The organism is Bacillus sp. FSL R5-0431 (assembly GCF_038002985.1).
Taxonomy (GTDB): Bacteria; Bacillota; Bacilli; order Bacillales; family Bacillaceae; genus Bacillus.
Genome location: NZ_JBBOOG010000001.1, coordinates 850,201 through 870,786 on the forward strand (window position 1 = coordinate 850,201; position 20,586 = coordinate 870,786).

The 20,586-nt window shown below is 43.0% G+C and carries 17 protein-coding genes, 1 rRNA gene and 2 pseudogenes; 15 read left to right on the plus strand and 5 right to left on the minus strand.

The window, feature by feature from the left end:
* Window positions 1-859: 859 nt before the first annotated feature.
* Window positions 860-1,840, minus strand: coding sequence for a metal-dependent hydrolase (locus MKZ03_RS04065; RefSeq protein ID WP_060595813.1), 981 nt, complete (start codon window positions 1,838-1,840; stop codon window positions 860-862).
* 191 nt (window positions 1,841-2,031) lie between these two features.
* On the opposite strand from MKZ03_RS04065, the gene mutY reads away from it, so the two are divergent.
* Window positions 2,032-3,132, plus strand: a complete 1,101-nt coding sequence (mutY, locus tag MKZ03_RS04070; RefSeq protein ID WP_338712373.1) for an A/G-specific adenine glycosylase — start codon at window positions 2,032-2,034, stop codon at window positions 3,130-3,132.
* Here the strand turns inward: mutY and MKZ03_RS04075 are convergent.
* Entirely contained in the window at window positions 3,119-3,343 is a 225-nt protein-coding gene (locus MKZ03_RS04075; protein ID WP_060595815.1) for a hypothetical protein, read from the minus strand. The genes mutY and MKZ03_RS04075 overlap by 14 nt on opposite strands.
* 81 nt (window positions 3,344-3,424) lie before the next feature.
* On the opposite strand from MKZ03_RS04075, the gene fabL reads away from it, so the two are divergent.
* From fabL to MKZ03_RS04125, 10 genes and pseudogenes are all read left to right on the plus strand, one after another.
* On the plus strand, window positions 3,425-4,177 hold the full coding sequence (gene fabL / locus MKZ03_RS04080; protein ID WP_003217873.1) for an enoyl-[acyl-carrier-protein] reductase FabL: 753 nt from the start codon (window positions 3,425-3,427) through the stop codon (window positions 4,175-4,177).
* A gap of 75 nt (window positions 4,178-4,252) precedes the next feature.
* Window positions 4,253-4,402: pseudogene (locus tag MKZ03_RS04085) on the plus strand (gamma-type small acid-soluble spore protein); the annotation flags it as partial.
* Between the two features lie 174 nt (window positions 4,403-4,576).
* Window positions 4,577-4,837 carry a YgaB family protein gene (locus MKZ03_RS04090; RefSeq protein ID WP_106072578.1) on the plus strand — a complete coding sequence of 87 codons (261 nt, stop codon included), beginning with the start codon at window positions 4,577-4,579 and terminating at the stop codon, window positions 4,835-4,837.
* Between the two features lie 147 nt (window positions 4,838-4,984).
* Complete coding sequence (gene ntdP, locus MKZ03_RS04095) at window positions 4,985-5,515, plus strand: nucleoside tri-diphosphate phosphatase (protein ID WP_012009337.1); 531 nt, start codon at window positions 4,985-4,987, stop codon at window positions 5,513-5,515.
* 94 nt (window positions 5,516-5,609) lie between these two features.
* The gene (locus MKZ03_RS04100; protein ID WP_341031041.1) at window positions 5,610-7,352 is read left to right on the plus strand and encodes an ABC transporter ATP-binding protein; all 1,743 of its coding nucleotides are present in this window, start codon (window positions 5,610-5,612) and stop codon (window positions 7,350-7,352) included.
* Between the two features lie 112 nt (window positions 7,353-7,464).
* A complete protein-coding gene (locus MKZ03_RS04105; RefSeq protein ID WP_106031309.1) occupies window positions 7,465-8,487 on the plus strand; it encodes an ABC transporter ATP-binding protein in 1,023 nt (340 codons plus the stop codon).
* Window positions 8,456-9,433, plus strand: a complete 978-nt coding sequence (locus tag MKZ03_RS04110) for an ABC transporter ATP-binding protein (RefSeq protein WP_334750858.1) — start codon at window positions 8,456-8,458, stop codon at window positions 9,431-9,433. Before MKZ03_RS04105 ends, MKZ03_RS04110 begins: the two co-directional genes overlap by 32 nt.
* On the plus strand, window positions 9,408-10,994 hold the full coding sequence (locus MKZ03_RS04115) for an ABC transporter substrate-binding protein (RefSeq protein WP_307499333.1): 1,587 nt from the start codon (window positions 9,408-9,410) through the stop codon (window positions 10,992-10,994). The genes MKZ03_RS04110 and MKZ03_RS04115 overlap by 26 nt, the downstream gene beginning before the upstream one ends.
* A 184-nt stretch (window positions 10,995-11,178) precedes the next feature.
* The gene (locus tag MKZ03_RS04120; protein ID WP_034664965.1) at window positions 11,179-12,180 is read left to right on the plus strand and encodes an ABC transporter permease; all 1,002 of its coding nucleotides are present in this window, start codon (window positions 11,179-11,181) and stop codon (window positions 12,178-12,180) included.
* Window positions 12,181-12,197: 17 nt separating this feature from the next.
* Complete coding sequence (locus tag MKZ03_RS04125; protein WP_307499336.1) at window positions 12,198-13,094, plus strand: ABC transporter permease; 897 nt, start codon at window positions 12,198-12,200, stop codon at window positions 13,092-13,094.
* 227 nt (window positions 13,095-13,321) lie between these two features.
* On the opposite strand, the gene MKZ03_RS04130 is transcribed toward MKZ03_RS04125, so the two are convergent.
* Complete coding sequence (locus MKZ03_RS04130) at window positions 13,322-14,395, minus strand: FUSC family protein (RefSeq protein WP_341031046.1); 1,074 nt, start codon at window positions 14,393-14,395, stop codon at window positions 13,322-13,324.
* 246 nt (window positions 14,396-14,641) lie between these two features.
* Window positions 14,642-15,937 (minus strand): glutamate-1-semialdehyde 2,1-aminomutase, encoded by a 1,296-nt coding sequence (locus MKZ03_RS04135; RefSeq protein WP_034664957.1) that lies wholly within the window; start codon window positions 15,935-15,937, stop codon window positions 14,642-14,644.
* A 129-nt stretch (window positions 15,938-16,066) separates the two neighbouring features.
* Between MKZ03_RS04135 and bcp the strand changes: the two are divergent.
* A pseudogene (bcp, locus tag MKZ03_RS04140) lies at window positions 16,067-16,534 on the plus strand (thioredoxin-dependent thiol peroxidase).
* A gap of 157 nt (window positions 16,535-16,691) precedes the next feature.
* The gene (gene perR / locus MKZ03_RS04145; RefSeq protein WP_012009347.1) at window positions 16,692-17,129 is read left to right on the plus strand and encodes a peroxide-responsive transcriptional repressor PerR; all 438 of its coding nucleotides are present in this window, start codon (window positions 16,692-16,694) and stop codon (window positions 17,127-17,129) included.
* A gap of 34 nt (window positions 17,130-17,163) precedes the next feature.
* Here perR and MKZ03_RS04150 read toward each other — a convergent pair whose 3' ends face one another.
* Window positions 17,164-17,511 carry a YgzB family protein gene (locus MKZ03_RS04150; RefSeq protein WP_003217804.1) on the minus strand — a complete coding sequence of 116 codons (348 nt, stop codon included), beginning with the start codon at window positions 17,509-17,511 and terminating at the stop codon, window positions 17,164-17,166.
* A gap of 189 nt (window positions 17,512-17,700) precedes the next feature.
* Between MKZ03_RS04150 and MKZ03_RS04155 the strand changes: the two genes are divergently transcribed.
* Together MKZ03_RS04155 and MKZ03_RS04160 are read left to right on the plus strand one after the other, a co-directional pair.
* The gene (locus tag MKZ03_RS04155) at window positions 17,701-18,579 is read left to right on the plus strand and encodes a nucleotidyltransferase-like protein (protein ID WP_034664951.1); all 879 of its coding nucleotides are present in this window, start codon (window positions 17,701-17,703) and stop codon (window positions 18,577-18,579) included.
* A gap of 316 nt (window positions 18,580-18,895) precedes the next feature.
* Window positions 18,896-20,444: ribosomal RNA gene (locus MKZ03_RS04160) — 16S ribosomal RNA — on the plus strand.
* Window positions 20,445-20,586: the final 142 nt, after the last annotated feature.

Genomic DNA, 20,586 nt, shown 5'->3' on the forward strand with positions numbered 1-20,586 from the left:
CGCACTCTATATGAGTATGTGGATTGAAATTCCTTTATAAATTCCCACATGAGTAATAAATTTAGTCGCACTCTACATGAGTGCGTGAATTGAAATACGACTGTAAGCCCATATTTCTTTGTAATCTCTAGTCGCACTCTATGTGAGTGCGTGGATTAATAATTACGAAAAACATAACTCAGCCTCTCAGTAGTAATGTATTTAATTAAATTCAAAGTTGTTGCTGAAATAATAAATATGATTATCAAGATTCAAATAGATTTCAGACTAGAAAAATTCGGTGCGAATGAGAGGTGAACATAAAATCTCTGGAACATTCGCACCTATTCATTCGACAAAAATGAGAAAAAATCTATTTTTTAAGAGTGAAAACAAAGTTCTATATAGAAACTTAAGGGTTTTGACGATCATTCCCTAAAAAATGTTATAATTAGGGCGGAAATCGCAGTCGCACTCTACATGAGTGTGTGGATTGAAATACGTGACTCTCTGGTGTATCTTCGATCATTATAATGTCGCACTCTACATGAGTGTGTGGATTGAAATATACCGTGTATAATCACTTGTGTATGTCTTACTCGTCGCACTCTCCATGAGTACGTGGATTGAAATATAAGTAATTGGAACATGGTTAACACATCCTTCTGTCGCACTCTACATGAGTGCGTGGATTGAAATATCATATCTTCAACCGAATTACGCAACGTCATCAATCGCACTCTCCATGAGTGCATAGATCACAATTTCTTCAAATTATATAAAGTCAAATACCTATCCAGTTCAAAATCTACACAAATGAATAATCAAAATAATGTACTTTCCCCTAAATCCAAGCCCTACACAACAAAAAAAGACTCGCTCACACAGAGCCGAGTCTTAATTTTTTTTGCAGTTTTTCTTCACTGAAAATCCAGCCGGTATAGGAATTTTTGATTTGGTGGTCCATGTCGATATGGCAGATCGCGACAAAAGGGTAGTGACCTTTGCTGCGGTAGCGCAAATCAATGAACCGTACCTCGTAATGATCCTTGTATTTATCCACTTCCCACCGGTAGACAGGGGAGAAGGAGAGAAAGGCTGAAATGTTTTCGTCTTGTTTGGCAATTTTCATAATTTCAGTATCAGGGACCGGCACGCGGTTAAAGGTGTCTAAAATGACGATTTCTCCATTCATGCTGCGCCCAACATGGAAAGAGGATTTACATTTCACGGCAATGCGCCATTGTCTGAACTTCATTGTAGGCGAAATAATAATCTCTTCAATTTCATCGAATTGTGCACGCAGCTGATGTTTAATCTGAAGCTGCATGATCACCCTGACGATATAGTAACAGAAAATCACGGCGTACAGCGTAATGAACGTATAGCCGGGATGTCCGCCAATGGCCCAAACGACAATGGCGACAAGGTGTGTAAAAAAGATGAAAGGATCAAACGTGTTAATGATCCCAAGCGCTACCCATTTCTTTGAAAATGGACGAATGGCCTGCGTGCCGTATGCATTGAATATATCCACAAACACATGGAGCACAACGGCTAATAGTGTCCATAACCAAAGGTGAAGTAAATCTGCCCCCGGCACAAATGGGAAAATCACAGCCGGAATCAGCAATGACCAAAACAGTACAGCAGGAATGGAATGTGTAAATCCTCGGTGATTTCTTATATAAACCGCATTATTTTTTAGTTTTAGCACAGTATCAATGTCTGGTGCTTGGGAGCCGGCGATGGTCGCGATCATCACGGCGTGTGCCATGTGTGGATCTGCGCTGACGGCTGGATCTAAAAGTGCAAGTCCCCCAAGAGAAATGCCCATTACTACATGAGTACCAGTATCCAATTGATTACCTCCTAGTTGTCATGCTTAGGAACAATCATACAAAGTATACGCCTTCTTTCAAGACTATGTGCAAAAGCACTTTTGCTTTGTCTTGATTTAATGTAACATGTTAACGTATCTACAAACAGTATACAACAAATAAGGTTCTTTTCAGAACGTTAGCCCTCGGTTCAATGAGAAGGAGTATAGATATGAAAGACATTCAAGAAAAGCTGGACCGCAAAGATATTGCGGGATTTCAGCATGATTTAATTGATTGGTATGAAAAAGAACAACGGACACTGCCATGGCGTGAAAATCAAGATCCATACCGCGTATGGGTATCAGAAGTAATGCTCCAGCAAACGAGGGTGGATACGGTCATTCCGTACTTCAACCGGTTTATGGAGCAATTCCCCACGGTGAAAGATCTTGCTTTAGCTGATGAAGAAAAGGTCATGAAAGCATGGGAAGGTCTTGGCTACTACTCAAGAGTGCGTAATTTACAGGCAGCTGTGAAAGAAGTATATGAATCCTACGGGGGCGTTGTCCCTGATTCGAAAGAGCAGTTTTCAAAGCTTAAAGGTGTAGGTCCGTATACGAGCGGTGCAGTGCTGAGTATCGCCTATAACAAGCCGTACCCTGCGGTAGACGGCAACGTCATGAGGGTCATTTCCCGTATTTTGTCTGTATGGGATGATATAGCAAAACCAAAAACGAGAAATATTTTCGAGTTTGCGGTCGATCAGCTCATTTCCCGGGAAAAGCCTTCAGAATTCAATCAAGGGCTAATGGAGCTTGGTGCGCTCATTTGCACCCCAACATCCCCTGCCTGCCTCATTTGCCCTGTGAACATGCATTGCTCGGCACTAGAGGAAGGCGTTCAGCATGAGCTCCCAGTGAAAAGCAAAAAGAAAAAGCCGACTGCAAAATCAATGGCAGCAGCGGTGTTATTTGATGATGCAGGCAACCTATATATTCATAAACGGCCAAGTACAGGCCTTCTTGCGAATTTATGGGAATTCCCTAACATGGAAACCATGAAGGGAAGAAAAACGGAAAAAGAGCAGTTAATTGATTTCTTAAAAGAGGAGGCAGGTGTACAAGCGGAGCTTAGTGATTTAGAAGGCACCATTCAGCACGTATTTACCCACCTCATCTGGAATATTTCTGTTTTCTTTGGACGAGTTACCTCTGTATCTGATGACACGATGCTGAAAAAAGTCACAACAGAGGAATTTGAGGCATATGCTTTGCCAGTCTCACACCAAAAAATCTGGAAGATGGCACTTGAAGAGCCTAGTCGTATTTAACCGTTGTACCATGAGTATAATCGGCTTCATTTCTGTGCAGACCCCCGCGGTCTTCAATTTCAGAAATGATTTCTCGATACTTAGATTGCCCTTCTTCGTTCAAATAAGGTAAAATTTGTTGGAAAGCATGATGAAAGAAAGCAAGCTCAGTATCTTTCCATTGATCCTTGGACATCATGCCAAGCTGGCTTAAATCGCGTCCGACATACATGAATGAAACCTCCTAATAGGAATTTTCCTATTAGTGTGAAGCGAATGAACGAAAACTATTCAAATCAGGAGATGAACCATAATGAGTCAACGTAAATGTGCATTAATTACAGGCAGCAGTAGAGGAGTAGGGAAAGAAGTAGCCCTTCGCCTAGCTGAAAAAGGATATGACATTGTCATTAACTATGCGAGAAGCAAAAAAGCCGCACTTGAAACAGCGGAAGAAATTGAAGCGATGGGCGTGAAAACATTGGTTGTCAAAGCCAACGTAGGTCAGCCAGAGAAAATCAAAGATATGTTTCAGCAAATCGACGAAACCTTTGGCCGTTTAGATATATTTGTGAACAATGCGGCATCTGGTGTTCAGCGTCCAATCATGGACCTTGAAGAAAATCATTGGGACTGGACGATGAATATCAATGCGAAAGCTTTATTATTCTGCGGACAAGAAGCGGCGAAACTAATGGAGAAAAACGGGGGCGGACACATCGTCAGCATTAGCTCACTAGGCTCTATTCGCTATCTTGAAAATTACACAGTAGTCGGCGTCTCAAAAGCAGCATTAGAAGCATTGACGCGTTATCTATCTGTGGAGCTGTCACAAAAAAATATCGTCGTGAATGCCGTATCTGGCGGCGCGATCGATACAGATGCACTTAAGCACTTCCCGAACCGCGAAGAGCTTTTAGAAGACGCCAAGAAAAATACACCAGCTGGCCGAATGGTGGAAATTAAAGACATGGTCGACAGCGTGGAGTTCCTTGTATCAGGCAAGGCAGACATGATTAGAGGACAGACCATTATTGTGGATGGCGGACGTTCTTTACTAGTTTAAAAAAATCATGAATAGGATGTACACCTTCTGCACAAATTAATGTGCGTGGAGGTGATAATGATGGATCAACAACAAAACAAAACAAACGCACAACAAGTGAAGAAACAAAACCAAGCTTCTGCACAAGGCGGTCAATTTGGTACTGAATTTGCTAGCGAGACTGACGTACAGCAAGTAAAAAAATACAACCAAAAAGCTGAGCAAAACAAACAACAAAACAGCTAATCACTGAAACAAAGGAAAGCACTTCATCTACGAATGAAGTGCTTTTCTTTTTGCCTCTCCCCACCATCCGACAAAACCTGTAAAACCTCTACATAAACAGTCAAAGGATTTCCTCCTTCTTTCAAGAAATGGTATACAGACAAAAAGTGGATTCGATGAAAAGGGAGGAGTTAGATGTCTGATTTCGATCAGCTTGTCAAAGAACAAATGCAGCTCATGGATCAACTGCTCAATGTACAGGGAGAACTCGATCTATGCTTAGAAACAGAAAAACAATTGCTGCAGGATGAAAAAAAAGAAGAGTGGCATAGGCTTTGTGATCAAATCAAACAGAAACGGGAGGAACTGCAAAAAGTCCAAACCTTATTTACAAAACAGACAGAAGAGGTCATCAATTCATACAAGCAGATGGAAAAGAGTTCAACCGTGATGTAAGACAGTGTGCCGTTCAATTGGGTTGAATGGCTTTTTCATTTCATTTTTTAATGATGTAACGGTATAATATAATAGAGACATGTTTAGTTGGGAAATTAGGTCTTTGGACTGTTAGGTTTGTTTGTTATAGAAAGTAGGGGAGAAAATATGGGCTATCCCAAGGAAGGAGAAACCATCCAAATTCAAAGCTATAAACACAATGGCTTGATCCACAGGATTTGGAATGAAACCACCATTCTGAAAGCAACGGAATTGTGTATCATTGGTGCAAACGACCGTACAATGGTGACTGAATCCGACGGCCGTACTTGGATGACGAGAGAACCGGCTATTTGCTATTTCCATGCAAAACAATGGTTTAATGTGATTGGGATGCTTAGAGATGATGGGGTATATTATTACTGCAACATCAGCTCTCCTTTTGCGACAGATGAAGAAGCAATTAAGTATATTGATTACGATTTAGATGTCAAAGTCTTTCCAGACATGACGTACAATATTTTGGATGAGGATGAATATGCAGATCATAAGAGGCAGATGAATTATCCAAAGGAAATCGATAGTATCTTAAGAGAGCATCTGAATACATTATTGCATTGGATTCACCAGCGGAAAGGTCCGTTTGCTCCTGAATTTGTGGATATGTGGTATGAACGTTTTTTACATTATACAAAATAAGCAAGAGCAGCAAAAACCTGTTTGGCTTTTTAGGCTAACAGGTTTTTGACTGCGTACGGATAAGAGGCACTGATAGATTGGGAAGGAGATTTACATGGGGGTCATTAAACGCTACATGGCTTTTGTTACACCGTATAAAAAACAGATTGCATTGACAATGGTCATCGGGATGATCAAGTTCTCGATTCCCTTAACATTGCCTCTGCTTTTAAAGTATGTCATTGATGATGTCATTCAAGGCTCGGGGTCGGCTGAAGAAAAGACATCATCTCTATTGATCATTATGGGAATCATGCTCGTCTTATTTTTAGTGATGAGGCCGCCTGTTGAATACTATAGACAATACTATGCGCAGTGGACAGGCAGTAAGGTATTATTTGATATTCGGGAAAAGCTGTTTTCGCATATTCAAAAGCTCAGTCTTCGTTATTATGCCAACACGAGAACTGGGGAAATTATTTCAAGGGTCATCAACGATGTGGAGCAGACAAAGGAGTTTGTCATCACAGGTCTTATGAACATTTGGCTTGATTTGATGACCGTGCTGATCGTGATCGCCATTATGTGTACACTGGACATCAAGCTCACCATCGTGTCTGTCATTATTTTTCCGCTATATGCGTTTGCAGTGAAGTATTTTTACGGCAGGCTTCGCAAGCTGACAAAAGAGCGGTCGCAGGCGCTGGCTGAAGTGCAAGGGCATCTGCATGAGCGGGTACAAGGTATGCCAGTCATTCGGAGCTTTGCCATTGAAGAATATGAACAAGAACATTTTCATGATGAAAACAAAAATTTCTTAAACAAAGCGATCAACCACACGAATTGGAACGCCAAAACATTTGCCGTCGTCAATACCATCACTGACATTGCACCGCTATTAATCATTGCATTTGCTGGCTACACCGTAATTAATGGATCACTTTCGATCGGGACCATGATTGCCTTTGTCGGCTATATTGACCGGATGTACAACCCGATTCGCCGTCTCATTAACTCATCCACGACTTTAACCCAGTCAGTGGCGTCAATGGATCGTATTTTTGAATTTATTGATGAGCCATATGAGGTAACAGATCGGCCGAATGCAAAAGAAGCTGATCATTTAAAAGGTGAGGTCGAATTTAAAAATGTGTCGTTTCGTTATGAACACACACAGGAAGAGATTCTGCACAATATCTCCTTGAAAGTAGAAAAAGGACAAACGGTTGCGCTTGTAGGAATGAGCGGTGGAGGGAAGTCGACACTCGTCAGCTTAATTCCAAGGTTTTATGATGTCACAAACGGGTCACTTGAAATTGACGGCATCGATATCAAAGAGTACAAAGCAAGAAGCCTTCGAAATCAAGTCGGAATGGTGCTGCAGGATACATTCTTATTCAGTGACACGATTAAAGAAAATATTGCGGTGGGAGACCCAGAAGCATCTTTTGAAAAAATCGTTTCGGCTGCAAAAGCGGCAAATGCCCATGATTTTATTATGTCTCTTCCTGAAGGATATGACACGAAGGTAGGAGAACGGGGCGTGAAGCTGTCAGGCGGTCAAAAACAGCGTATTTCAATTGCAAGGGTCTTTCTTAAAAATCCACCGCTTTTGATTTTAGATGAAGCGACGTCTGCACTTGATTTAGAAAGTGAACATTACATTCAAGAAGCGATGCAAAAGCTAGCGAAGGAGCGTACAACCTTTATTGTCGCGCACCGCTTATCAACGATTACACATGCTGACCTCATTGTCGTTATGGAACAAGGCGAAATTGTGGAAAAAGGAACACACGAAGAATTAATGAACCGAGACAGCTACTATCGCCATCTATTTACCATTCAAACATTAAATTAGTAGAAGCCTATCCGATTCTAGCGGATAGGCTTTTTTATGCTTGTCAAAAACATGACATATTTCCCAGCTTGTCTCAATACAATTTTAAAAAGTATGACGGGGTGGTGAATATGTGAAAGAACAAGACGTGCTGCTAGATGTCAAACAGCTGTCCATTGCGTTTCAGCAAAAAAAGCAAAAAGTACCCATCGTCCATCACATATCGTTCTCGATTCAAAAAGGAGAAACCTTAGGAATTGTTGGCGAATCTGGCTGCGGGAAAAGTATCACATCTATGTCATTAATGGGCCTGAACCAGCAAACAGACACAACGGGTGAGGTTCAATTCGAAGGGCAAAACCTGCTGTCGCTTTCAGAAAAACAGTGGCGAGAGATAAGAGGGAATGACATTTCGATGATTTTTCAAGAGCCAATGACCTCTCTGAACCCATTAATGACCATCGGCAAACAAATGACGGAAGCCCTTTTCACACATCAAGCAATCGGTCAAAAAGAAGCAAAAGCAAAGGCGGTTGATCTGCTTCAGACAGTCGGATTGAAGCAAGCCGAATCGTTACTTAAAAAATACCCGCATGAATTATCAGGCGGCATGCGCCAGCGTGTCATGATTGCGATGGCGATGCTTTGCCATCCAAAGCTCATGATCGCAGATGAACCGACAACTGCACTTGATGTGACCATCCAAGCGCAAATCCTTCGCCTGCTCAAAAAGCTAAACGAAGAGATGGACACCGCTATTTTATTTATAACCCATGATCTAGGCGTCGTGCGGCAAATATGCCAGCGAGTCATGATTATGTATGCCGGTCGAATTGTAGAAGAAGGAACCGTTGACCGTATTTTTCAAAAACCTCTGCATCCCTACACAAAAGGTCTTTTCGCCTCAGTTCCATCGTTTAAAGAGAAAAAAGAAAAGCTCATCTCTATTACAGGTCATGTACCTAAGCCGGGAACCATTCGATCCGGCTGTCAATTTGCCGCGCGCTGTCCTTATCAAATGGCGCAATGTCTTGAAGAAGATCCAGTTTTACAATCCATTGAACAGGACCACCGCGTGGCATGCTTTCTAATGGAAGGAGGAGAAGACACTGAGTCGCCCACTCTTGCAAGTGAATCAGCTGACAAAACGGTATGACACAGCCGCTTTTTTTTCTAAACACAAACATTCGACTCTGGCTTTAAATCAAGTGTCCTTTCACGTGAAGGAGGGGGAAACGCTAGGCATTGTCGGTGAATCAGGCTGCGGGAAATCAACACTTGGCAAAAGCTTAATGAGATTGACTGAACCGACGTCAGGCTCTATTCAACTGAAAGGGCAAGAGGTCACCCTTTTGAAAGAAAGAGAGATGCGTTCTTTAAGAAAAGACATTCAAATGATTTTTCAAGATCCATACGCTTCATTAAATCCACGAATGAAAATCAAAGATATTTTAGAGGAACCGCTCATTGTTCATAAACATGGGACGAAAGCAGATAGACGAAAGCGGGTCAAAGAGATGCTGCACATTGTCGGATTTGATCCTTCCTACGGGGAACGTTATGCGCACCAATTCAGCGGCGGACAAAGGCAGCGTATTGGTATTGCTAGAGCACTCATTACCCATCCAAGTCTTGTCATTGCCGATGAACCCGTTTCGGCTTTAGATGTATCCGTTCAAGCACAAATTTTGAATTTGATGCTTGAATTGCAAAAGACGCTTTCTCTGACGTATCTGTTTATTTCTCACGATCTTGGTGTTGTCAGGTATATGAGCGACCGAATCGCAGTCATGTATGCTGGCCGAATTGTCGAGATGGGGCCTGCCGAAGACGTGTTTCACAGCCCGCTTCATCCTTATACGTCACTGCTTCTGAAATCCATTCCACATATGGACCACGTGCTGGAAACGCAAGATGTGTCAGCAGAAGAGTCCACAATGACGATAGAAGGCGGCTGTCCTTTCTACAAAAGGTGTCCAAAAAGGTGGGAGAAATGCCTAAAAGCAGTCCCTGCTTTGTATGAGGAGGAACCGGGGCACGCAGCGGCGTGTTACTTATATCAAAAGGAGGAACACAATGAAGAAGACATGGTTATTCAGTAGTTTCATTTTTGTGCTGGCACTTGCACTGTTTTTGGGGGGATGCTCGTCCGCACCGTCATCAGAAGAAAAAGCAACAAAAGACACCCTCGTATTTGGCAGAGGAGGAGACTCCACTTCACTAGATCCGATCACAACGACAGAAGGCGAAACCTTCAAGGTCACAGAGAATATGTTTGAAAAGCTACTGAATTATGGTGAGAAAGACACGACCATCCATCCTGGTCTCGCAACAGACTGGGATGTTGCAAAGGACGGAAAATCATACACATTCTACTTAAGAGAAGGTGTGAAATTTCACGATGGCACAGACTTTAACGCAGAAGCAGTGAAATTCAACTTTGACCGCTGGATGAATGGTGATGCAGAAAAATTTCCTTACTATGGCATGTTTGGCGGCTATAAAAAAGATAAAGGACATGTGATTAAAGACATCATCGTCAAAGGAGAGCATGAAGTTGAATTTCAGCTAAAGCGCCCGCAGGCGACATTCCTTAAAAACATTGCTATGTCACCGTTTGGCATCGCAAGTCCTGCGGCTGTTGAAAAAAGCGGTGATTCTTTTCGTGAGAATCCAGTGGGAACAGGACCATTCAAGTTTAAAGAGTGGAAGCAAAACGACCGTATTGTGTTAGAAAAGAACGAAGATTACTGGCAGAAGGATAAACCAAAACTGAACCAAATCATCTTCCGCTCTATTCCAGAAAACTCGGCTCGTTTAAATGCCCTGAAAACAGGTGAGATCGATTTGATGGATGGCGTGAATCCGTCAGATTTAGATGGCATTAAAACTGATAAAGCACTCCAGCTCATTGAAAGACCATCAATGAACGTAGGCTATATCGGACTCACTGTCACAAGAAAGCCGCTTGATAACAAGCTCGTTCGTCAGGCGCTCAATTACGCGGTCGATAAAGAATCCATCATTGAGTCATTTTATGGCGGACTTGCCGAGCCAGCAAAAAACCCTCTTCCCCCAGCTTTAGAAGGCTACAATGACGACATTGATCCATATCCGTATGATCCAGAAAAAGCGAAGGAACTTTTGAAAGAAGCGGGTTTTCCTGACGGCTTTCGCATCAAGCTTTGGGCGATGCCTGTACCGCGTCCATATATGCCAGATGGGATGAAGGTAGCAGAAGTCATTCAATCAAACTTTGAAAAGGTCGGCGTCAAAGCAGAAATTGTGACATATGACTGGGCGACCTATTTAGATAAGGCAAGTAAAGGGGAAGCAGATGTGTTCTTATTAGGCTGGACAGGGGACAATGGCGATCCTGATAATTTCATCTACACACTTTTGGACAAAGACAGCATTGGCGGCAACAACTATACATTCTTCGAAAACGATAAAATGCACGACATCCTCATTGAAGCGCAAACAAATACAGATCAAAAGAAACGAAATGAGCTGTATAAAAAAGCGCAAGAAATCATTCATGATGAAGCACCTTGGATTCCATTGGTGCATTCGATCCCAATGCTTGCAGCATCTAATGATTTAAAAGGCTATCAACCGCATCCAACTGGTTCTGAAGCTTTAGATGACGTGTATTTCGAATAAGCAAATAAGGGAGATCTTGTATCTCCCTTACAGCGTGTAGACAAACCCTCGCATTCGGTGTCAGTCCTGCGTTCCGGTGCTCACGAATGTCAAATTCGCTTCGCGCCAGTACTCGTCCTTCCTAGACTGCAAAGGTTTTCTATCACGCTGAAAAGAAGACAAAGAAAAAGGCGGTGAAAGCTGTTTGTTTGCTTATTGTATGAAGCGGGCAGGAATGCTCATCCCAGTACTGATTGGAATGACATTGGTCGTGTTTTCAATTATTCGGTTTATTCCAGGGAATCCAGCACAGGTCATCTTAGGACAGCGGGCAACGAAAGAGGCAGTAGAACAATTAACCATCCAGCTCGGTTTAAACCAGCCTTGGTATGTTCAATACGGACATTACATGCTGGGTCTTTTAAAAGGGGACTTAGGGACTTCGATACGAACAGGAGCGGCTATTGCCCAGGAAATGAAGCCTTACTTATTTGCGACGTTAGAATTGACCTTTTTTGCCATGGTGCTGGCGATTGTTGTGGGAGTGAATGCCGGAATCATTAGTGCTTGGTTTAAGCATTCCATCTTTGATTATGTCGCAATGTTTATTGCACTCATTGGAGTGTCTATGCCGATTTTCTGGTTAGGCTTAATGGGGCAGTGGCTGTTCTCGATCGAATTAGGTATTTTGCCGACGACGGGCCGAGAAAACGTAAGGAATCCAGTGGAGTCGATCACGTATATTCATACGCTGGACACGCTTTTGCAAGGCCGGTTTGATCAATTCACTGACAGCATCAAGCATTTGGTATTACCAAGTACAGCTCTTGCGACAATCCCTGCTGCGATTATTGCAAGGATTACAAGGGCAAGTATGCTAGAAGTACTTCATTCAGACTTTATTCGAACCGCAAAAGCAAAAGGGGTACGTTCATTTTTCATCATTTATCAGCATGGCCTGAAAAATGCGCTTATTCCGATCTTGACGATTATTGGTCTTCAAACAGGCCTCTTACTTGGCGGAGCCATTTTAACAGAGACCATTTTTGCTTGGCCGGGAATTGGCCGATATATATATGACGCCATCAGTTATCGTGATTATCCAGTCATTCAAACTGGCATACTCGTCGTTGCGCTGATATTTGTCCTGATCAATTTCATCGTGGACATCTTGTATGCAGTCATTGATCCTAGGATTAAATATTAGGGAAGGAGAGTGACAACATGGAAGCACAAAAAGAGCTTGAACCACCTCAATCAAAAGAAGAACGCTCTCAATCATTGATTCTTGAATCGATGAAGCAGTTCTTTCAGCACAAGCTGGCGGTCATTGGCAGTGTGATTGTCTTTTTATTTCTTATCCTAGCGATATTCGCACCACTCATTGCTCCTTATAGCATCAATGAACAATCTCTTGGTGAGCGATTTAGCGCCCCTTCAGCTGCGCACTGGTTTGGTACGGATGATTTCGGCAGAGATATATTTTCAAGAGTTGTGCATGGAGCGCGGATTTCCTTATGGGTTGGTTTCTTCTCGGTTCTCGGGTCTGTCATTTTAGGCACACTGCTTGGATTGATAGCAGGCTATGGCGGAAGAGTGCTAGATGCTGTGATCTCGAGATTGTTTGATATTTTACTCGCTTTTCCTAGTATTCTACTAGCGATTGCGATCGTCTCCATCTTAGGCCCCTCCTTACAAAATGCCCTTATTGCCATTGCAATTATTAATGTCCCAACCTTTGGACGGCTCGTTCGTTCAAAAGTGCTGAGTATTAAACAAGAAGAATACGTGCTGGCAGCAAAGGCGGTTGGGATGTCACACCGCCGCATCGTGCTGCGTCACATTCTGCCAAATAGTATGGTGCCAGTCATCGTACAGGCGACGCTTGCGATCGGAACGGCGATTATCGAGGCAGCGGCTTTAGGCTTTTTAGGATTGGGTGCACAGGCACCAAGCCCAGAGTGGGGGAAAATGCTCGCCGATGCGAGACCTTATCTCGTTCAAGCCCCCTGGACATTAATTTTCCCAGGTGTAGCGATCATGCTGACAGTTTTGGGCTTTAACCTGATGGGAGATGGATTAAGAGACACACTGGATCCTAAAATGAAGAAAATAAAATAAGACCGATTCTAGGAATCGGTCTCAGCGCGCAGACAAACCCTCGCATTCGGTGTCAGTCCTGCGTGCCGGTGCTCACGAATGTTCAATTCGCTCCACTCCGGTACTCGTCCTTCCTAGACTGCAAAGGTTTTCTATCACGCTGAAAAGAAGACAAAGGGCTAAAATAAAGATCATTTTAGCCCTTTGTCAACAATCTGAGACCGATTATCGAAATCGGTCTTTTCTATTTATGCTTCTTTTTCATCTGTCTCAATTTCACTGTCATTTGGATGATACGTCTGGAAGCTTGTAATCAATGTATCTAAATGCTCTAGTTCATCACGGTATTCGATGATGCTGGACATGACATTCAGCATATTGTAATCGAGCAAGTCGTTTTCTTGGTTTTGCTGATGCTGGATAAATGATTTCGTTAACGTTTCAAGGCGAAGAGAGCATTCGTTTTTAAATTCATCGTCCTGCGGCTTCATTTTTCCGACAAACTTCATCAAGGTCCGCTCATGCCAATACAGTAAATAATCAATCTCATCCGTTAAGCTTTCCCGGAAATGCTCTGGCATCAAATGAATCTCATTTTCTAATTTATGAAGCTTTTTCAGCAAGTACAGAGCACGATTCGATGTCATAATTGCCTGTCTGAACAAAACGAGCTTTCTTGATTTTACATAGGTTGTTTTCTTTAAATAGCTTCGTTCCTCTTTGTATAATAAGTAAATGTGATCTAATTTGATCATGCGTTCTTTTATTTGATCGATGTCATCCTTTAAAGTGGAATGATCAGTAGACTGTCTGGAGCTCAGACGGATCCATTTTAAAATCTCCTCCGTATTTTCCATAATGTGATGAACAAGCTTTGTTTCATACTTTGGCGGCAGGAAGATTAAATTCACTAAAAATGAAGAAAGAACTCCTAACACCACAGTAGCTGTTCGAATTAAGGCAAAGGAAAGGAAATGATCCCCAGCACTTTCTAAAATCGCAATGACGGTTACAAGTGCAATTGGAATCGTGTGTTCAATCTTCAGCTTTAAATTAATGGCGATGACCATGACGGCGGTTAAACCGATAATGACTGGCCCAGTGCCAAAAAGCAGACCGAACGTAATGGCAAGTGCTGCTCCAATAATATTGGCTTGCACTTGATCAACAATCGTTAAAAAAGATCGATAAATAGATGGCTGGATAGCAAATACAGCTGCAATTCCCGCGAAGACGGGCGTTGGCAACCCAAGCCATGTTGCCAGGTAAAGCGCGAGTACAATGGCAATACCAGTTTTTAAAATACGGGCTCCAAGTTTCATTGGTTTTGTCCCTGCATTCCTTTCTTTTTGATAATAGATGATCACTCGTCATTTATTATAAATATTTTGATGAACAACTAAGTAATATACAGCGGTCTTCCGAAATATTCAAGTGATTTTTGAAAGTTCATGAAAACATCAAAAGAAGGTATTGAGAAGAAATGTAACAGATTTGCACGCTTTTGACAAACAAGAGCTGATAAATAAAAAAACAGGCGCATTTTTTTACGCCTGTTTTTGACCCTATTATGATTGTTTTAACTGTTCAAACGCATGATCTACTGCTTGCAGCGTCTCAGAAATATCTTTTTCAGTATGTGCGATCGTTAAGAACCAAGCTTCATATTTAGAAGGAGCGAGGTTAATCCCTTGAGAAAGCATTAATTTGAAGAAGCGGGCGAACATTTCGCCATCCGTATTTTCCGCCTGTTCATAGTTTACAATGGTTTCTTTTGTGAAATAAATCGTGAGAGCCCCTTTTAAGCGGTTCACCGTAATATCTACTTGATGTTTTTTTGCATGGGCTAAAATGCCTTCTTCTAGCATAGCGCCAAGCTGATCAAGGCGCTCGTAAACACCATCTTGTTTTAACACTTCCAAGCATGCAATACCAGAAAGAATGGATGCAGGATTTCCTGCCATCGTGCCAGCTTGATAGGCTGGTCCAAGAGGAGCGACTTGCTCCATAATTTCTTTTTTACCGCCGTAAGCACCGATCGGAAGTCCGCCGCCAATGATTTTTCCTAATGCAGTGAGGTCAGGTTTTACTTGAAGCAAGTCCTGTGCTCCTCCGTACATAAAGCGGAAAGCTGTAATCACTTCATCATAGATCACAAGTGCGCCCTTTTCATGAGTGAGGTCATTGACCTGCTGCAAGAAGCCGTCCTTAGGCTCCACGATGCCGAAGTTCCCGACAATTGGCTCGACAAGGACAGCTGCTACTTCATCGCCCCATCGATCCAATGCTTCTTTGTAGCTGTCAATATCATTAAATGGAACGGTAATGACTTCATTGGCGATGCTCTTTGGTACGCCTGCTGAATCAGGGGTTCCTAAAGTGGAAGGACCAGAGCCAGCTGCCACAAGCACAAGATCAGAGTGGCCGTGATAGCATCCGGCAAACTTAATGATCTTTGTTCTGCCTGTATATGCGCGCGCGACACGAATCGTTGTCATCACCGCTTCTGTTCCTGAATTGACAAAACGAACTTTGTCCAAAGCAGGCATGGCTTCCTTCAGCATTTTAGCAAAAGTGACTTCATGCTTCGTTGGCGTTCCGTAAAGGACACCTGTTTCAGCCGCTTTTGTAATAGCTTTTGTAATATGCGGGTGAGCATGTCCTGTAATAATTGGACCGTATGCTGCTAGATAATCGATATAGCGGTTTCCATCAACATCCCAAAAATAAGCGCCTTCTCCTCTTTCCATAGCCACGGGTGAACCGCCGCCTACTGCCTTATATGAACGAGACGGACTGTTGACACCTCCAACGATATGCTCCAGCGCCTCTTGATGTAATTTTTCTGATTCTGTGAATTTCATAAATAGCCTCCTATCTCAACGTATCACGTCGTCTATCATTATTTTAACATGCCAATGCAAGCGTACTTAGTTGAATATCCTCTCAAAATTGGATAGGCTAATTAAAAAATAGGTTGGAGGGATTGTGTCATGACAATCGAAATAGGCCAGCAAGTACCTGAAATCGAATTAACCGGTGACAACGGGGAGAAAGTAAAGCTTTCTGACTTTAAAGGAAAACATATTGTCCTTTATTTCTATCCAAAAGATATGACACCAGGCTGCACAACAGAAGCATGTGATTTCCGCGACCGCCATCAAAGCTTTGCAGAATTAGATGCTGTCATTATCGGCGTAAGCCCAGACAGTCAGGACAAGCACCAAAAGTTTAAAGAAAAACATGATTTACCGTTCCTGCTTCTTGTAGACGATGAATAGAAATTGTCTGAAGCCTTTGGGGTATGGAAGCTGAAAAAGAACTTTGGCAAAGAATACATGGGCATTGAACGTTCAACGTTTCTTATTAATAAAGAAGGAACGCTTGTGAAAGAATGGCGAAAAGTCAAGGTGAAAGACCACGTAGAAGAAGCGCTTGAGGAACTGAAAGCTCACGCTTAATATCATCACAGGATGAGACCGGCAGACATGCCGGTCTTTTTTGTGAAGAAGAATAGGTAAAAAAGAGGATTGTAATTGACAAAGATTCGGCTCTGGGGGTACACTATTTATAAAGATTACAATATAAGAATATTTTTGAAGAGAGGTGCATGATGAAATGGCTGCTCACGAACTAAAAGACGCTTTAGATGCTTTAAAAGAAACCGGTGTTCGAATTACTCCGCAGCGCCATGCCATCTTGGAGTTTCTCGTAAATTCTATGACTCACCCAACCGCGGACGATATATATAAAGCACTTGAAGGAAAATTTCCAAACATGAGTGTCGCAACGGTTTACAACAATTTACGAGTCTTCCGGGAATCTGGATTAGTAAAGGAATTAACGTACGGTGATTCCTCAAGCCGATTTGATTTTGCGACATCTGACCATTACCATGCGATTTGTGAAAACTGCGGAAAAATAGTGGACTTTCATTATCCTGGCCTTGATGAAGTTGAACAGCTTGCATCCCATGTGACGGGCTTTAAAGTCAGTCATCATCGCTTGGAGATCTATGGAACTTGTCAAGAATGTGCGAAAAAAGAAAATCATTAATGAAAAAGCTGACCGGTTAAATGGTCAGCTTTTTTTATGACTTTTTTCGATTGTAGGATTCATCAAACTCTTTGCCTTCTAATGCTGGATCGAGTGTAAGCGGCTCTCTGCAATGCATGCACATATCCACCCGCCCAAGCACTTTTGTTTCCTTTTCACAGCCTGGACAAACAACACGCACTGCCTTTGTAGAAAGCATACCAATCCAAAAGTAAACCACTGTACTCAATCCGATCGATAAGACGCCGAGCAGCATAAAGAAAGTCGACAGCCAAATCGATTCCTTGAAGAACACACCGATATACATGATCAGAAAGCCAACAAAAACCAAACTAAGTGCAAATGTTCTGATTTTATTAATTTTACTGGAGTATTTCGCCATCCCTAGTCCCCCTTGTCTCCAATATAGCACATTTTACCTTTCCGTTTGAATTAGTTATAGAGTTTTGTGAATAAATTGCTTATAATGATTCAATGATCTTTTTTCTTGTATTGAAGGAATTTTGATTCTATGAGGAGAAATACATAGCATTAGAGAAGAACTTTACACCCGAGTATTGGAGGAATCACTATGGAAAATCTTCTCCGTCCTATTTATCAAGAGAGAGCAAGCCATCCAGACACATTAGCTGTGATTATAGTAGAAAGAAGACACAAAGTATCTTCTGAGACGGATAACTTTGATGCAGCACTTCTAGTCATTGTAAAAGAAGCGGAAGAGCCGTTATTTATCAAGCACTATGAATCCGATCACCAAACAGCTTCTTTAAATGTTGTCACAGATGATCAGCTGAAGGAATGGATTACCCTCGGCACTAACCGCCGAATCATTGATTGGATTTTGAATGGGAAAGTCCTATTTGATCGAAATGAATATATTTTCAACTTGATTGATGAACTGAGTACATTCCCGTTTTCAAACCGCAAACTTAAAATCGGTTTAGAATACGGCAAGCTCATTCGCAGATATATAGAAGGAAAAGCATTTTTTGAGTCAAATCAATTCCTTGATGCATATAATTCAATTGTGCATGCTCTGCATCATTTGGCACGTATTGAAGTGATCGATAAAGGCTTCCACCCAGAAGTGACGGTTTGGAATCAGGTGCGTCATATGGAACCGGAAGTATATAAACTTTATTCAGAACTCATTGAAAGCCACGAAAGTCTGCATAAGCGTTTGGAACTTTTATTTTTAGCAAATGATTTTTTGATCCATTCAAAAGCAGAAATTGGTGCCGCTCATTTGCGTCATGTCATGGAACAGCAAGATATATGGCTTTTTGGCGAGCTTCTCGCGCATCCTGACCTCAAGTATTTCACGCCTGACCTTAGCGTCATGATTGATTTCTTTGTGGAAAAAGGAATTGTTCAAGTGGAGCCGATTGAGACAAAGGGGCAAAAAATCTATCATCGAGGATATTTTGTAAAAAAAGATATTGACGCATGAATGTTATGATGGTATATTATTATACGTCGCTAACGAGCAACCAAGTTGCTTTGAAAGAAAAGCTGACAAAAAGAAATTCTAAAAAACACTTGACGCACACAGCGCCGAAATGTTATATTGAGAAAGTCGCCTCTGAGCGACAATGAAGATGATCTTTGAAAACTAAACAAGACAAAACGTACCTGTTAATTCGAGTTTTTATAAAAAAATCCTATGATACATCATAGGTAGTCAGTCAAACTGGCGAGGCAGGAAATGATCACATGCTAAGTTCGCTACATCGTGTAGCAACGCATGTGTGATATGCATCCTGCATACCTCGGAGAGTTTGATCCTGGCTCAGGACGAACGCTGGCGGCGTGCCTAATACATGCAAGTCGAGCGGACAGAAGGGAGCTTGCTCCCGGATGTTAGCGGCGGACGGGTGAGTAACACGTGGGTAACCTGCCTGTAAGACTGGGATAACTCCGGGAAACCGGAGCTAATACCGGATAGTTCCTTGAACCGCATGGTTCAAGGATGAAAGACGGTTTCGGCTGTCACTTACAGATGGACCCGCGGCGCATTAGCTAGTTGGTGGGGTAATGGCTCACCAAGGCGACGATGCGTAGCCGACCTGAGAGGGTGATCGGCCACACTGGGACTGAGACACGGCCCAGACTCCTACGGGAGGCAGCAGTAGGGAATCTTCCGCAATGGACGAAAGTCTGACGGAGCAACGCCGCGTGAGTGATGAAGGTTTTCGGATCGTAAAGCTCTGTTGTTAGGGAAGAACAAGTGCGAGAGTAACTGCTCGCACCTTGACGGTACCTAACCAGAAAGCCACGGCTAACTACGTGCCAGCAGCCGCGGTAATACGTAGGTGGCAAGCGTTGTCCGGAATTATTGGGCGTAAAGGGCTCGCAGGCGGTTTCTTAAGTCTGATGTGAAAGCCCCCGGCTCAACCGGGGAGGGTCATTGGAAACTGGGAAACTTGAGTGCAGAAGAGGAGAGTGGAATTCCACGTGTAGCGGTGAAATGCGTAGAGATGTGGAGGAACACCAGTGGCGAAGGCGACTCTCTGGTCTGTAACTGACGCTGAGGAGCGAAAGCGTGGGGAGCGAACAGGATTAGATACCCTGGTAGTCCACGCCGTAAACGATGAGTGCTAAGTGTTAGGGGGTTTCCGCCCCTTAGTGCTGCAGCTAACGCATTAAGCACTCCGCCTGGGGAGTACGGTCGCAAGACTGAAACTCAAAGGAATTGACGGGGGCCCGCACAAGCGGTGGAGCATGTGGTTTAATTCGAAGCAACGCGAAGAACCTTACCAGGTCTTGACATCCTCTGACAACCCTAGAGATAGGGCTTTCCCTTCGGGGACAGAGTGACAGGTGGTGCATGGTTGTCGTCAGCTCGTGTCGTGAGATGTTGGGTTAAGTCCCGCAACGAGCGCAACCCTTGATCTTAGTTGCCAGCATTTAGTTGGGCACTCTAAGGTGACTGCCGGTGACAAACCGGAGGAAGGTGGGGATGACGTCAAATCATCATGCCCCTTATGACCTGGGCTACACACGTGCTACAATGGACAGAACAAAGGGCTGCGAGACCGCAAGGTTTAGCCAATCCCATAAATCTGTTCTCAGTTCGGATCGCAGTCTGCAACTCGACTGCGTGAAGCTGGAATCGCTAGTAATCGCGGATCAGCATGCCGCGGTGAATACGTTCCCGGGCCTTGTACACACCGCCCGTCACACCACGAGAGTTTGCAACACCCGAAGTCGGTGAGGTAACCTTTATGGAGCCAGCCGCCGAAGGTGGGGCAGATGATTGGGGTGAAGTCGTAACAAGGTAGCCGTATCGGAAGGTGCGGCTGGATCACCTCCTTTCTAAGGATATATGGAGCAGCGTACGTTTTCGTCTTGTTTAGTTTTGAAGGATCATTCCTTCAAAACATGTCTCTAGCGAGACAGGATTGTTCTTTGAAAACTAGATAACAATAAGTAATACATTCACATTGAATGCAATGCA

Excerpts from the sequence above, each read along its gene's own strand:
- MKZ03_RS04115 (WP_307499333.1), top strand. The coding sequence starts at position 9,408 with ATGAAGAAGACATGGTTATTCAGTAGTTTCATTTTTGTGCTGGCACTT.
- MKZ03_RS04090 (WP_106072578.1), top strand. The coding sequence starts at position 4,577 with ATGTCTGATTTCGATCAGCTTGTCAAAGAACAAATGCAGCTCATGGAT.
- MKZ03_RS04075 (WP_060595815.1), bottom strand. The coding sequence starts at position 3,343 with ATGTATGTCGGACGCGATTTAAGCCAGCTTGGCATGATGTCCAAGGAT.
- MKZ03_RS04155 (WP_034664951.1), top strand. The coding sequence starts at position 17,701 with ATGGAAAATCTTCTCCGTCCTATTTATCAAGAGAGAGCAAGCCATCCA.
- fabL (WP_003217873.1), top strand. The coding sequence starts at position 3,425 with ATGAGTCAACGTAAATGTGCATTAATTACAGGCAGCAGTAGAGGAGTA.
- mutY (WP_338712373.1), top strand. The coding sequence starts at position 2,032 with ATGAAAGACATTCAAGAAAAGCTGGACCGCAAAGATATTGCGGGATTT.
- MKZ03_RS04125 (WP_307499336.1), top strand. The coding sequence starts at position 12,198 with ATGGAAGCACAAAAAGAGCTTGAACCACCTCAATCAAAAGAAGAACGC.
- MKZ03_RS04100 (WP_341031041.1), top strand. The coding sequence starts at position 5,610 with ATGGGGGTCATTAAACGCTACATGGCTTTTGTTACACCGTATAAAAAA.
- MKZ03_RS04135 (WP_034664957.1), bottom strand. The coding sequence starts at position 15,937 with ATGAAATTCACAGAATCAGAAAAATTACATCAAGAGGCGCTGGAGCAT.
- MKZ03_RS04130 (WP_341031046.1), bottom strand. The coding sequence starts at position 14,395 with ATGAAACTTGGAGCCCGTATTTTAAAAACTGGTATTGCCATTGTACTC.
- MKZ03_RS04150 (WP_003217804.1), bottom strand. The coding sequence starts at position 17,511 with ATGGCGAAATACTCCAGTAAAATTAATAAAATCAGAACATTTGCACTT.
- ntdP (WP_012009337.1), top strand. The coding sequence starts at position 4,985 with ATGGGCTATCCCAAGGAAGGAGAAACCATCCAAATTCAAAGCTATAAA.
- perR (WP_012009347.1), top strand. The coding sequence starts at position 16,692 with ATGGCTGCTCACGAACTAAAAGACGCTTTAGATGCTTTAAAAGAAACC.